General features: G+C 64.8%; 10 protein-coding genes. 6 read left to right on the top strand and 4 right to left on the bottom strand.

All coding sequences use genetic code 11. The annotated features are described in order from the left end of the window. Positions 1–161: 161 nt before the first annotated feature. Positions 162–2,720, bottom strand: coding sequence for a hypothetical protein (locus K5Q19_RS09195; protein WP_292943840.1), 2,559 nt, complete (start codon positions 2,718–2,720; stop codon positions 162–164). A 228-nt stretch (positions 2,721–2,948) separates the two neighbouring features. Here K5Q19_RS09195 and K5Q19_RS09190 point away from each other — a divergent pair, with 228 nt between their 5' ends. Then, positions 2,949–3,938 (top strand): MBL fold metallo-hydrolase, encoded by a 990-nt coding sequence (locus K5Q19_RS09190; RefSeq protein WP_292943837.1) that lies wholly within the window; start codon positions 2,949–2,951, stop codon positions 3,936–3,938. A 6-nt stretch (positions 3,939–3,944) separates the two neighbouring features. Here the strand turns inward: K5Q19_RS09190 and K5Q19_RS09185 are convergent, their stop codons facing one another. From K5Q19_RS09185 to smpB, 3 genes are read right to left on the bottom strand one after another with little or no spacing between them, the layout of a single operon-like run. After that, positions 3,945–6,431 carry an ATP-binding protein gene (locus tag K5Q19_RS09185; RefSeq protein WP_292943834.1) on the bottom strand — a complete coding sequence of 829 codons (2,487 nt, stop codon included), beginning with the start codon at positions 6,429–6,431 and terminating at the stop codon, positions 3,945–3,947. Beyond that, the gene (locus tag K5Q19_RS09180) at positions 6,428–7,018 is read right to left on the bottom strand and encodes a DUF2062 domain-containing protein (RefSeq protein ID WP_292943831.1); all 591 of its coding nucleotides are present in this window, start codon (positions 7,016–7,018) and stop codon (positions 6,428–6,430) included. The genes K5Q19_RS09185 and K5Q19_RS09180 overlap by 4 nt, the downstream gene beginning before the upstream one ends. Next, positions 7,018–7,500: an SsrA-binding protein SmpB gene (gene smpB / locus K5Q19_RS09175; RefSeq protein ID WP_067909775.1), complete on the bottom strand. Its 483-nt coding sequence runs from the start codon at positions 7,498–7,500 to the stop codon at positions 7,018–7,020. Before smpB ends, K5Q19_RS09180 begins: the two co-directional genes overlap by 1 nt. Before the next feature lie 195 nt (positions 7,501–7,695). Between smpB and K5Q19_RS09170 the strand changes: the two genes are divergently transcribed. From K5Q19_RS09170 to K5Q19_RS09150, 5 genes are all read left to right on the top strand, one after another. After that, a complete protein-coding gene (locus tag K5Q19_RS09170; RefSeq protein WP_292943828.1) occupies positions 7,696–8,817 on the top strand; it encodes a patatin-like phospholipase family protein in 1,122 nt (373 codons plus the stop codon). A gap of 19 nt (positions 8,818–8,836) precedes the next feature. Beyond that, the gene (locus K5Q19_RS09165; protein WP_292943825.1) at positions 8,837–9,619 is read left to right on the top strand and encodes a 3-hydroxybutyrate dehydrogenase; all 783 of its coding nucleotides are present in this window, start codon (positions 8,837–8,839) and stop codon (positions 9,617–9,619) included. 153 nt (positions 9,620–9,772) lie between these two features. Further along, positions 9,773–10,561, top strand: a complete 789-nt coding sequence (locus K5Q19_RS09160) for a hypothetical protein (RefSeq protein WP_292943822.1) — start codon at positions 9,773–9,775, stop codon at positions 10,559–10,561. A gap of 245 nt (positions 10,562–10,806) precedes the next feature. Further along, on the top strand, positions 10,807–12,138 hold the full coding sequence (locus K5Q19_RS09155) for an aldehyde dehydrogenase family protein (RefSeq protein WP_292943819.1): 1,332 nt from the start codon (positions 10,807–10,809) through the stop codon (positions 12,136–12,138). A gap of 170 nt (positions 12,139–12,308) precedes the next feature. Further along, positions 12,309–13,268, top strand: a complete 960-nt coding sequence (locus tag K5Q19_RS09150) for a CsgG/HfaB family protein (RefSeq protein ID WP_365759013.1) — start codon at positions 12,309–12,311, stop codon at positions 13,266–13,268. Position 13,269 lies beyond the last annotated feature (1 nt).

Raw genomic sequence — 13,269 nt, 5'->3', positions numbered from 1 at the left:
GTACCCATTTTGTTCTGTTGGAACAAGAGGGGAACGGCGTTCCTTGCAAAATCGGCAGAAACCGGTCTCACATCACGGATATTCCAAAGGAATTTCCGCGCGCAAGACCGGTTTCCATCACCGCACAGGCCAGATCTCGCCTAAACGGTGCAAAAAAATTATCAGGGAAGCTTGATTCGGAAGGTCCCGATCTGGTTGCCGCGCAGTGCGGTGGGATCTGGCATCGCGACCGGATCATCCGCCGCGACGTCGGTCTCGATGCTCGTGGTACGCTGGATCGTGGCGGCCGTATAGCGTTGCTGGAGGCGCAGGCCCGCCGTCACCGGCAGCCGGTTCTGGTTCCACAGCCGCACGATCACCCCAGCCCCGATCCCTTCCTCGGCAGGCTTGACCGCCCAGACCAGCGCCTGGGCGGAATTTGGGGAAAGCAGGCTCCACGCTTTCGAGGCAAGCAGCGCGCCCTTGAGCGGCCCGGTCGCCGGCCCCGTCACAAACGGATTCTGCGCCTCAAGCGCAAACCGCATCGCGATGTTCTGGTTGTAGGCGGCGTGCGGCAGCAGCGAGAAGCGATGGAGGAACTGGGTATCGCCCCCTTGGCCGGGGAGGCCGAGCCCGTTGATCCGACCGCCAGCCAGCACATCGATCCGCGGAGTCGTGATATCCAGCCGATGCGGATCGGACGTACCCAGCCGCATGAAATAGGCATCGCTGTTGGAGAGCGTGACGCCATCCCGACCGCTGCCCGATGTCATGTCGGCAAAGTGGCCCAGCGTGAGCCACTCGTAGAGCGTGTTCTGCGTGCGCGTGCTGAGCCCGCCCGAAGCGGCCTGGCGGGCCGGAATCACCGCGCCCACTTCCTCATGCCGCACCAGCGGCCTGTCGATCGCGAAGGGGAAGCTGTAGGTCTTCAGATCATTGAACCCGGCGGCAATCCGGTTCTCGAGATCGATCCGGCCCGAGCCGGCATAGACCGTCAGGCGCACCGTGCGCGGCTGCGGCCCATCGATGTCGGCACGCAAAGTGGCCGAAACCGGGCCGTTCGATTCGAGCACGACCGTGCCGGCCCCCTCGCCCAGATCGTTGAGCGCACGGCCGCCGTCAGGCCGCACCCATTCGCGCCCGGCGCGCCCCGGCTCGACCAGCGACTGGATCGCACCGCGCCCGTCCATGACGATCCGGTAGCGCGAGGTGATCAGCACGCCGCCTTCAAAGCGCGCCGTATCAGGCAATGCGGACGACGCAGCGACATCGCGAATGTCGTAAAGCCGGTAGCCGATCGAAGGCACCGATGTTGCAAGAAAGCGGATGCGCCGCTCGGAACCGGAACCGATCGCTTCTGCCGGCAGGGGAGTGGTTGTGCCCGCGACGACAACGCTGAAAGGCCCCGTGCCGGGATAGGGCACTTCGGCCGGCGCGGTGCGCGAATAGCCGAGCGCATTGAACACAAAGAAGCGCCTGCCTGCAGTCGTGCCGGGCACCAACTGGCTCATCCTCGCCGACGCATCGGCGAGCAGCGTATCGACGTAGCGCTCGATCGTGGCGACTTGCGCTTCCTGGAAGACGATCCGCGCACCATCGCCGATAACGCCGCCGCCCACGATGTCGTGCTCGAAGAACAGCCCCACCGAGCGCCATGCCGCATCGCGCGCGGCATCGCGACCGCTCAGGAAGGCCGGATCCTGCAAGGCGACCACGGTTGCCATGGCCTCGGCGCTGCGCAGTTTCTCGATCGCGCGCCGCACACGCGCCGATTTCTCGGCAATCGAGGCCAGCGCGAGTTCCCACTCGTTGCCATAGCTCACCTGTTCGGATGGCAGCGTGGCGCCATAGGTCTTCTCGAAATCGCGGAAGAAGTCCTCGGTGTTGGAGACGATCACGCGGCGGTCGGCATCGGAAAGATCCTGCGCGACGGCCGGGAAGCTGTTCACCCGGTCGCTCAGCGGCACGATCTGTTCGGCATCGTCCCAGCCCTGCCCGATCAGCCCGATCACATCGTAGGGCCAATGGCTGCGGAAGGTGGCATCGCTCGTGACAAACGGCACCACTTCACGCGGATAGCGCGCCTCGGCATAGCCGCCCGGGCCCTGGTTGCCGTTTGCGTCCACCGCCGAGGGAAGCCGGTGTTCGAGCGACATCCATTTGGTGAGCAGGCGCGAGCCGTCGGGCCCGGTCCACCAGTAGGCCGGGTTGAGCCGCTGCCCCGAGGCCGTCACTTGCGTCGCGCAGGCGCAGACGCCCCTCCAGCTGTAGAGCGCGCCGGCGCCGGCAAAGACCGAGCCCAGGCCCAGCGGCTGGGTCTGGTTCTCCATCGCAATGCCGAGCGTGAAACGCACACCAAAACGGCGCTCCAGACGGCCAGCGTAGTACATGTCGCGCAGCTGCGCTTCGAGCGGCATCGATCCGCGCACTTCGACGAGGGTGTTGAGCGGCATCGAGATGTGCCCGTCGCGCACGCGGTTCATCAGTCGCTGCATCTGCGCCGGCGTCCGCTGGCGCTCATATTCCCACATCCACAGCGAGCCGTCGGTGTTCCAGCGGGCCTGCTGGTCGGGCGGGAGCATCGCAGTCGCATCGATTTGATCAAGATAGGCATCGAGCGCGCGGGGGAAATAGTCGGAATAGGCTTCGGCACTCGCAGACCACATGTAGTCGGTGTGGTCATCAGGCGCGATGTAGATGCGCTTGGGCACTTCGGCGGCTGTTGCCGGAGCAGCGGACACAGTGGCACATCCTGCAAAAAGCAGGACCAGAACAGATGTTAAACGCATGGTAAACCAATCTTTTTCGAATCGCGCCAATTCGAAAATACCACGCGCTTATGACAAGAAACGAACAGATTGGTGGTAAACCGGCAAGCAAGATTGACAGACATTGGGGCACCCCTAATCTGTGCTGCAGCGCACCATGATCAAACCATGAGCACAGGCGGAAGTATCTTGATCAAATCTGTGGCAGTTTTCGCATTTGCCGCATCGTGCCTCGCGCACGTTTCGCCGGCCGCCGCGCAGGATGCAGCACATGCTGTCCGCGCAATCGCGATCAACGATCACCTCACCGCCTTCTATCAGGGGCGCCCGGAAGAAGCCTCGGTGCCGCCGGGCCCACGCCGCTGGCCCGATCTCGGCGCGATCTTCGTTGGCGTCGCGACTTACGCCATTCATGACGGCGATACGGCGCTGGTCTACGACACTTTCACCGATCCCGCCTCGGCGCAGTGGGTGCGCGATTGGCTCACCAAGGCCGGTGTGAAGCGCTTCATCCTTGCCACCAGCCACTGGCACCTCGATCACATCGGCGGCAACGTGGTCTATGCCGACAGCATGCGCATCGCGACCGAGGCGACCCGGGTGAAACTCACCGTGAAGCGTGCCGCGATCGAGGCCGGCACCGAGGAAGGCCCTCCCGCCATCCGCCCGCTGATCCTGCCGAACGTCGGGATTGCGAACGACAGCGTGGTGACGCTGATGATCGGTGGCGTGCAGGTCAAACTCCACCCGGTCGCGATCCACTCCGCCGACGGCCTCGTGATCGAACTGCCGGACGACAAGCTGCTCCTCGCCGGCGATACGCTGGAAGACACCGCGACTTTTGTGGCCGAGCCGGACTCGATCCCGCAGCAATACGCGGCGCTGGGTGCCATGCGCGGCTGGGGCTTCACGAAGATCCTGCCCAACCATGGCAATCCCGCGGTGATCGCGGCCGGCGGCTACGGACTCGGCCTGATCGACACGACGCGCGCCTATATCCGCGCGCTGGTCGAGCATTCGCACGACGCCGATTTCCAGAAACAGCCGCTCGCCAGCTTCGTCGGCGATGCGATCAAGCGCGGCGATGTCAGCCTCTGGTGGCCCTATCGCGATGCCCACGCCAACAATCTCGCGGTGGTGGCAAAAGCGTGGAAGGACAAGCCGGTCCCAAGCTTCGACGCAGCCCCCTGATCCGTCTCAGCGCGCTTTCAGAACGTCTTCCACCGCCGTGCAGATCTGCGCCACACTGAAGGGCTTGGCGAGGAAGTACATGTTGGGAATGTCGATCTCGCGCCGCAGCTGCTCCTCGGCATAGCCCGACATGAACAGCACCGGCAGCTCTGGCCGCAGCGCGCGAATCTCGCGGGCCATGGCAGGGCCGTCCATGCTCGGCATGACCACGTCGGAGACGACGAGGTCGAACTCCTCGGCAGCCGAGATAGCGCGGCCCAATGCCTCCAGCCCGTCTTCGCCGTCGCTCGCGGTGGTCACCTCATAGCCTTGCCGCACCAGCGCGCGTTCGGCGACCGCGCGCACAGTGTCCTCGTCCTCCACCAGCAGCACGCGTCCGCCACCGGACCATTGCTTGCGCTTGGGCGGCAGCTTGGCGGCGGTCGCCGCAGCTGCCGCTTCCTCGGCATCGGCTGCATCGGGGACGTGGACCGGGAAGTAGATCGAGAAGCGCGTGCCCTTGCCCACTTCGCTTTCGGCAAAGATGAACCCGCCCGATTGCTTGACGATGCCGTAGACCGTGGAAAGCCCGAGCCCGGTGCCCTTGCCCTTCTCCTTGGTGGTGAAGAACGGTTCGAATATCTTGCCGATCTGCGCCGGGGGAATGCCGTGCCCGGTATCCTCCACGATCAGCGCGGTATAATCGCCGATGGGAAGAATCTCGCTCTTCATCGAACGCACGTCGGCGGCGGTGACCCGCTTGGTCTTGAGCCGGAGCACGCCACCGCCCTTGGTCGCCGGAATGCCGCCCGGCGCGCCATTGCCGGTCATGGCATCGCGCGCATTGACCGCGAGGTTGAGGAGCACCTGCTCGAGCTGCACCGGGTCCGCCCGCACCAGCCCGAGGCCGCGGTCATGCGTCACTTCGAGCAGGATCTTCTCGCCCAGCAGGCGCTTCAGCAGGGTGGAGATTTCCGCCACCACATCGGGCAGCTGCAACACTTCGGGCCGCAAGGTCTGCTGGCGCGAGAAGGCGAGCAGCTGGCGCGTGAGGCTCGCCGCGCGGTTCGAATTGGCGCGGATCTGCTGGATGTCGTCGTAGTCGCTATCGCCCGGCGTGTGGCGCATCAGCATGAGATCGCAGTAGCCGATGATCGCGGTCAGCACGTTGTTGAAATCGTGCGCGACGCCGCCTGCCAGCTGGCCGACCGCCTGCATCTTGGTCGCCTGCGCGATCTCGCGCTTGAGGCGGGTTTCCTCGGACGAATCCTTGAGGCTGAGGATCACCGCGCCCTCGCCCAGCCCGCGCACCCCGGCAAGGCTGAGCGAAACCGGATCCTCGGGCGCGGTGCGCAGCCGCACCGCCACATCGCCTGCGCCACCGCTGCCTTGCGCAAACCGGCGCACCGCATCGGCGAGTGCGCCCTTGTCCTCGCGGATCACGAGGTCTGACGGATAGGGCGGCGGGCCGCTCTCGTCGTGCCCGGCGGCGCGCAGGAAGGCCTTGTTGGCAAACAGGAACCGCCCGTCGCGGTCGGTCATCGCCAGGCCCAGCGGCAGGCGCGCGAGCAGGGCCTCGATCTGCGGAATGCCGGTGCGGGTGTCACCCACCCCGCCCTGATTGTCGATCAGAAGAAACAGTGAGGCCGTCTGCGCCGGATCAGCCGCCACAGAACTTGTCGCCACGGCCTCGGGATCGGCAATCGGCACATGGAGCATGCGCACAGATGACCCGCGATTGCCCTCGCGCGCATAGAAGATGCGCTCCTGTTCGTCGGCGCTGAAGTAGCCGACAAAGTCGCTGCCCGCGATGTCTGCCTCAGCCTCGCCGGTGGCACGCAGCGCGAACAGGGAATTGGCCGCGTGGATGAGCCCGTCCGGCGCGACGACGGCAATCTGAATGCCTTCGCGCCCCAGCGCCTTGCCGACTTTACCGCGCACGTGGCCCATCACATCCTGCAGCGGATCACGGCGTACCAACGGGGCAAAGCGCCAGATCAGGAAGTCCTGCCCGCGTCCGGCCCGCTCGATTTCCAGCCGCCATTCGCGCCCACCGGCGATGATCGGCTCGATAGCAGCCTTGCCATCGCGCCAGGCGGCGCGCGCGGCACTTTCAAGCGCCTCGTTGGCTGCGCTTTCCAGCCCCGAAATCCGCGGCGGCGCTGCGCCGATGCCGAAGCATTCGGCAAAGCGCGCATTGGCGCAAGTCAGGCGGCCCGCGCGGTCGATGATGGCGGTCGCTTCCTCACCGCGTTCGATCGCGGCATGGGTGACTGACCAGTCGGGCGGCGCAAATTCGTTTGCTTCCGCCACCTCGCGCGGGCGCGTGGCAAAGCTGAGCGCGATGGCAAGGCAGCCCACGCCCAGCGCATATGCCAGCGCGGTAACCGCCTGTCCCGAAGCCAGCCACAGCAGCAGCGCGCTTGCCAGCACGGCAAAGGCGACCGTGAGCCGCTCGCGCCAGCGCGATTCCCGTGGGCCGTCTGTGTCGGCGGTCAACGCATTCACGCTCATGCCCGCGGGGTCCTCGCAGGACTCCGGGTGAGCCGCAGGCGCCGCCGCCGCCCGGTCCACCAGCGCCAGATCACGATTGCGGCACCATAACCGACCACTGCCGAAACCACCGCGATGGCCAGCAGCCCCAGCACCAGCGCGGGCGCGGCGGCGGAGACCAGCCAGTTCGCCCACTCGCCAAAACCCGCCCCCCGGTCGATCAGTGCCTGAAAAGTGGCAAGATCGGCATCGAAACCGAAGAAGCTCCCGACCCAAAGGGCGCAAAGCAGGATCATCGGTGTCGTCGCCGGGTTCGAAAGGAGCGTTGCTGCTGCGGCGAGCGGCACGTTGCCGCGAAACGGCACGCACATCAGCGCCGCGCCGACGATCTGGACGCCCGGGATCATCGCAAAGATGCCGACGAACAGCCCCACCGCAATGCCGCGCGGCACCGAGCGGCGATTGTAGCGCCACAGTTCGGGGCGGGCCGCCAGCGGGCGGACGAAGCGGCTTTTCACCAGCGTTTCGCGCGTCGGGATCATTCGCCGCGCCCAGCCGGAAAGTCCGCCCTTCATTTCGCTGCGATCATCCCGCTCCGAACGCGCCATCAGCCATGTTCGCGCATGATGCGCGCCTTGTCACGCTGCCAGTCGCGGTCCTTGATCGTGGCGCGCTTGTCGGCGTTGTTCTTGCCCTTGGCGAGGGCAAGCTCGACCTTGGCGCGCCCGCGCCCGTTGAAATAGACCGAAAGCGGCACCAGCGTCATGCCCTTGCGCTCCACCGCGCCGGTGAACCGGGCAATCTCGCGCTCTTTCAGCAAGAGCTTGCGCGGCCGCTTGGGCTCGTGGTTGTAGCGGTTGCCGTGGCTGAATTCGGGCACGTTGGAATTGACCAGCCAGACCTCGCCGTCCTTCACCTCGGCATAGCTCTCCGCGATCGAGCCCTCGCCGAAGCGCAGCGACTTCACTTCGGTGCCCGTCAGCGCGATGCCCGCCTCGTAGACATCCTCGATGAAGTACTCGAAGCGCGCGCGGCGGTTTTCGGCAACGATCTTCTTCTTGTCGAAGGCGGGCGGAGTAGGACGGACCATGGTCATCGCCATGTAGGCCGCTGCTGCCTGAAAGAAAAGGGAGGCCGCCGTCGCATTGCCATAACCTTTTGCCGTTCCGGCGCGAACACCGGAGCAATCAGGACTTGCCAAGCCCGCGCTGCAGCGCACAAAAGGCAGCGGGGGCGGGCAAGACGCAATCAGGGCGCAACATCGGCGCGACAAGGATCAAGCGGCATGGCCGGCACGAATACCCCTTCTCCCCATCACGCCGAAGCGCACGTGCTTGTGCTCCAGGGCGGCGGCGCGCTCGGCGCCTATCAGGCCGGCGTGTTCGAGGCGCTGGCCGCCGCCGGGCACGAACCCTCATGGGTTGCGGGCATTTCGATCGGTGCGATCAACGCCGCGCTGATCGCCGGCAATCCGCCGGAGCGCCGCCTCGAAGCCCTGCGCACTTTCTGGGAGCGCACGTCCTCGCGCGTTCCGTTCTTCTCGCCATTTGACGATGGCTGGGGCCGCCGGCTGTTCAACGAAGCCGCCGCCGGCGTGATCGCGATGAGCGGCATCCCCGGCTTCTTTTCCCCGCGCCTCATGCCGCCGTGGCTCGCCCTCCCCGGATCGGCCGAAGCCACCAGCCTCTATGACACTGCCCCCTTGCGCGAGACGTTGCTGGAGCTTGTCGATTTCGACCTGCTCAACAACGGCCCGATGCGCTTCAGCGTCGGCGCGGTGAACGTGCTCTCGGGCAACTTCACCTATTTCGACAACCGCGAGCGCCTGATCGGGCCTGAGCACGTGATGGCCAGCGGCGCCCTGCCCCCCGGCTTCCCCGCCGTGATGATCGATGGCGAGCCCTATTGGGATGGCGGCATCGTCTCCAACACTCCGCTGCAATATGTGCTCGATACGCGCGACGGCACTTCGCCGCTGCTGGTCTTTCAGGTCGATCTGTTCAGCGCGCGCGGGATGATGCCGCGTTCGCTCAGCGAGGCCATACAGCGCGAGAAGGATATCCGCTTCTCAAGCCGCACCCGGCTCGGCACCGATCTGCAGGTGCGACTGGAGGCGATGACCGCCGCCGCCGCCCGCCTCGCCGCGCGCCTGCCCGAAGAATTGCGCGCCGATCCGGACCTCATGGAACTGACGAGCCACGCCTGCGATTGGCCGGTGACGATCCTCCACCTGATCAACCGCAGCGAAAATTTCGAATCGCACAGCAAGGACTACGAATTCTCGCGCGGGACGGTTGAGGGCCACTGGACCTCAGGCCGCGCGGACGTCGAACGCTCGCTCGCCAGCCCGCGCTGGAAGAACCGCAAGATCCACGATTGCGGCATCGTCACACTCGATCTCGCCTGAACCGCAAAGGAGCCTCCCCATGGACCTCACCAACAAGATCGCCATTGTCACCGGCGCCGCCAGCGGCATCGGCCTTGCCATTGCCAAGCGCTATGCAGCGGCGGGCGCCAAGGTCGCCATTGCCGATCTCATGCTGGAAGCCGCCGAGGCCGCCGCCGCCGGGATCAATGCGGATTACCCCGGCGCGGCGATGGCCGTCGCCATGAACGTGACCGACGAGGATCAGGTGAACGCCGGCGTCGCCGCCGTGGTCGCGGCCTGGGGCACGGTCGATGTGCTCGTCTCCAATGCAGGCATCCAGATCGTCAACCCCATCGAATCCTTCGCCTTTGCCGATTGGAAGAAGATGCTCGCCATCCACCTCGACGGCGCGTTCCTCACCAGCAAGGCGGTGATTCCGCATATGTACAAGCAGGGCTCCGGCGCGATCCTGTTCATGGGCTCGGTCCATTCGAAGGAAGCGAGCCCGCTCAAGAGCGCCTATGTCACCGCCAAGCACGGCCTCCTTGGCCTCTGCCGCACGATCGCCAAGGAAGGCGGCCCCCACGGCGTGCGCACCAACGTGATCTGCCCCGGCTTCGTCCGCACCCCGCTGGTGGACAAGCAGATCCCCGAACAGGCCAAGGAACTGGGCATCAGCGAGGACGAAGTCGTCAAGAAAGTCATGCTCGGCCAGACGGTCGACGGCGAGTTCACCACCGTGGATGACATCGCCGAACTCGCGCTGTTCTTTGCCGCGTTCCCGAGCAATGCGCTTACCGGGCAGTCGCTGGTGGCGAGCCATGGGTGGTCGATGGGGTAGGGACTTGGGCGGATTTGCCGGGAACGAAGGACCGCTTGTGGAAATCGCGGGGGAGCCAGTCGGATGGTAGAGACTGGTGGGTGAGCGACAATTCACCCCTCGTTCACCGCCCGAGGCTTCAAAGCACTGGTCGTCGGCGATGCGAGATAAGCTATGAACACGTCAGAGACTACTGCCTTGAGCAAGGTTCCCGCGATCACACTAGGCTTCTGGATCATCAAGATTCTTGCCACAACGTTCGGCGAAACTGCCGGTGATACCGTGAGTATGAGTTGGCTGGGGGAAACGACTGCAACTGCGGGCCAGAGCGGCATCAATGGGTACCTCGTCGGAACCGCGATTTTCGCAAGTCTGCTCTTGGTGCTGGTCGCAGCACAGATACGGGCGCGCAACTTTCATCCCTGGCTCTACTGGAGCACAATCATCGCTTCCACTACTGCGGGAACCACGATGGCCGACTTCGCGACCCGGTCGATAGGCATCGGCTACCCGGGTGGCAGTGCACTGCTTTTCAGCATGGTATTGGCCAGCCTCTGGCTTTGGTATCGCGCGATGGGCTCAATCAATGTTGCGGACATTCACGCTCCGCGCGCGGAAGCGTTCTATTGGGTGACGATCACCCTCTCCCAAACATTGGGCACCGCGCTAGGTGATTGGCTGGCTGATGGCCCGCTGGGGTATCTTGGAGCCGCAACGGTGTTTGGTTCCGCGCTGGCCGCTTTGGCCCTGCTCTATTGGCGAACGGCGTTCAGCAGAGTGGCATTGTTCTGGGCCTCCTTCATTCTCACACGCCCGCTTGGTGCGACCGTGGGAGACTTTCTCGACAAGCCGGTTGGAAGTGGCGGTCTTGAGCTGAGCCGTCCGATCGCTTCTGCGCTTCTGATCGTGGCGATCGTCCTCTTGGTTGCTCTTGTGCCGCAACCGAAATCAGCGGGCGCATGAACATCGTTCGTTTGAGCGACAGCAACGAATTGGCCTTCCGACCAACAGAGTGGGAATAGAACCACAACAATACGATATGGTAGTGACCAGCTAGAATCGGACAGTCCCGCCCAGGCACACCCCATCCCCCACAAAGTTGCACAGCATGATCCGTTAGGTCACCTTACATTGACCACGCGGCTGGGCTAAAGCATCCGGGAATCCAGACCCGGCCGCTCCGGCCCCAAGCAAGCGCAGGCAAAACCATGACCAACCCGACCACTGCCGATCTCCTCCGCATCTTCGAACTCCAGCAGGCGAACCAGTGGAACGTGAAGGCCTCCAGCGCCGAAGTGCGCAAGGCCAAGCTGGCGGGGCTGAAGGCCGCAGTCGAGGCCCATGCCGATGCCATCGTCGCCGCCGTGCTCGAAGACACGCGCAAGCCCGAGGGCGAGATTCGCGTGACCGAGGTGATGAACGTCACCGCCAATATCCAGCGCAATATCGACAATCTCGATGCATGGATGGCGCCGACCGAAGTCGCCCCCTCCTTGAACCCGAACGACCGCGCGCAGATCCGCTATGAAGCGCGCGGGGTCTGCCTGATCCTCGGGCCGTGGAACTTCCCGCTCGGCCTCGCGCTCGGGCCGCTCGCGGCTGCCGTCGCGGCGGGCAACACCGCCGTGGTGAAGCTCACCGACCTCTGCCCTGCCACTGCAAAGGTCGCCGCCAGCATCATCACGCAGGCCTTCGATGAAAACGAAGTCGCGCTGGTCGAAGGCGATGTCAGCGTCGCCACCGCGCTGCTCGAACTGCCGTTCAACCACGTGTTCTTCACCGGCAGCACCCGCGTCGGCAAGATCATCATGGCCGCCGCCGCGAAGCACCTCGCCAGCGTCACGCTCGAACTCGGCGGCAAGTCACCGGTCATCCTCGATTCGGGCGCAGATATCGACAAGGTCGCGGCGCAGCTTGCCGGGGCCAAGCAGTTCAACGGCGGGCAGGCCTGCATCAGCCCGGACTATGTCTTCGTGCGCGCAGAACAGCAGGCGCAGCTCGTCGAAGGCTTCAAGACCAACGTCGCCAAGAACCTCTATGACGAGACCGGCGCGATCAAGAAGGAAAGCATCGCCCAGATCGTCAATCAGGCAAACTTCAACCGCGTGAAAGCGCTGTTCGACGATGCCGTGGCGCAAGGCGCGACCGTCGCCGTCGGCGGCACGCTGGACGAGAGCGACCTTACCATCCACCCCACGCTGCTGACCGGCGTCACCCCGCAGATGAAGATCCTGCAGGAAGAAATCTTCGCCCCCGTGCTGCCGGTCATGAACTACGAGAGCCTGGATCAGGCGATCGACTACATCGCCGCGCGCGACAAGCCGCTCGCGCTCTACGTCTACTCGGACGACGAGGCCAATATCGAGAAGGTGATCAGCCGCACCTCATCGGGCGGCATGACGATCAACGGCGTGTTCTCGCACTACCTTGAAAACCACCTGCCCTTCGGCGGCGTCAACGCCAGTGGCACCGGCAGCTATCACGGCTACTTCGGTTTCAAGGCGTTCAGCCACGAACGGGCGATCTATCGGCATATGTGAACGGCGACGCGACAAGACGGCGCGCCAGCGCCTGATGACCGGTCGGTCGATCCGGAGCGCGATTGACCGCACGGCGCAAAAAGATGAAGTCCCGCCGTTGTCATATGGCGCGGGCAGGCACATTCTCAAATCAAGGGCGCACGATTCGTATCTCATCCCGGGGGGACTTGATGAAGAACCTTATTGCGTCGGCGGCTGCCCTTTCTCTGGTGGCCACACCTGCCTTGGCCGAGCCCCGTCAGGCCAAGGCATCGAATGCCGAAAAGCTGCAGCGGCAGGCTGTGAACGATGTGCCGCACTGCACACGCAAGCTCGGTACGATCTCGATCATCGATGGTGATGATCCCAGCGGCTGGACCCAGTTCAATCTGGCCCCGCCGCAAAAGCTGCTCAAGGTCATCGTGCAGCGCTCCGGCTGCTTCAACCTTGTCGATCGCGGCAGCGGGCTCGATGCCGCCAAGACCGAGCGCGAGATCGGCAACACGCTGGGCCTCCAGCGGCGCTCGAACGTCGGGCAGAACCAGATCAAGGCGGCCGACTATGTGCTCGTCGCCGAAGTGCAGGCCGCCAACAGCAATGCACAGGGCAGCGGGGGCGCGGCGGCGGTCGGCGGGATCATCGGCGGTGCCTTCGGCGGCCTCATCGGCGGCATCCGCAGTCGCAAGCTTGAGGCCAACACAGTGCTTTCGGTCACCAATGTGCGCACCACCGAAACGATTGCCACGGTCGAGGGCTATGCGGCCAAGAACGACATCGGCTTCGGCGGCGGTGGCGGCTTTTTCGCAGGGATTGGCGTCGGCGCGGTCGGCGGCGGGTATGACAACACCGACATCGGCCGGATCGTCACGCTAGCCTTCATCGATGCCTATTCGAAGCTGGTGAACGATCTTGGCGGTATCCAGCAAGGCGCTGAAGGCACCGCCGAAGCATCGCCGACCAAGAGCTATGTGACGATTGCCCCCAGCACGATGCGCAAGACCGCGGCCGCCAGCGGCGCGGTCATCCGCACCCTTGCGCCGGGCTCGACCGTCTATCCCACCGGCAACAAGAACGGCTTGTGGTGGGAAGTGGCGGACGACAACGACAACGTTGGCTGGGTCCTCAACACCAAGCTGGAACCCGCTCGCTAAC

This window comes from Novosphingobium sp., from assembly GCF_019748365.1.
Lineage (GTDB): Bacteria > Pseudomonadota > Alphaproteobacteria > Sphingomonadales > Sphingomonadaceae > Novosphingobium.
Note: the sequence above shows the minus strand (reverse complement) of the source record. Positions and strands in the feature narration are given on the sequence as shown.

Coding starts and splice junctions, on each gene's coding strand:
- smpB (WP_067909775.1), bottom strand. CDS start 7,500: ATGGTCCGTCCTACTCCGCCCGCCTTCGACAAGAAGAAGATCGTTGCC.
- K5Q19_RS09165 (WP_292943825.1), top strand. CDS start 8,837: ATGGACCTCACCAACAAGATCGCCATTGTCACCGGCGCCGCCAGCGGC.
- K5Q19_RS09180 (WP_292943831.1), bottom strand. CDS start 7,018: ATGGCGCGTTCGGAGCGGGATGATCGCAGCGAAATGAAGGGCGGACTT.
- K5Q19_RS09150 (WP_365759013.1), top strand. CDS start 12,309: ATGAAGAACCTTATTGCGTCGGCGGCTGCCCTTTCTCTGGTGGCCACA.
- K5Q19_RS09160 (WP_292943822.1), top strand. CDS start 9,773: ATGAACACGTCAGAGACTACTGCCTTGAGCAAGGTTCCCGCGATCACA.
- K5Q19_RS09185 (WP_292943834.1), bottom strand. CDS start 6,431: ATGAGCGTGAATGCGTTGACCGCCGACACAGACGGCCCACGGGAATCG.
- K5Q19_RS09155 (WP_292943819.1), top strand. CDS start 10,807: ATGACCAACCCGACCACTGCCGATCTCCTCCGCATCTTCGAACTCCAG.
- K5Q19_RS09170 (WP_292943828.1), top strand. CDS start 7,696: ATGGCCGGCACGAATACCCCTTCTCCCCATCACGCCGAAGCGCACGTG.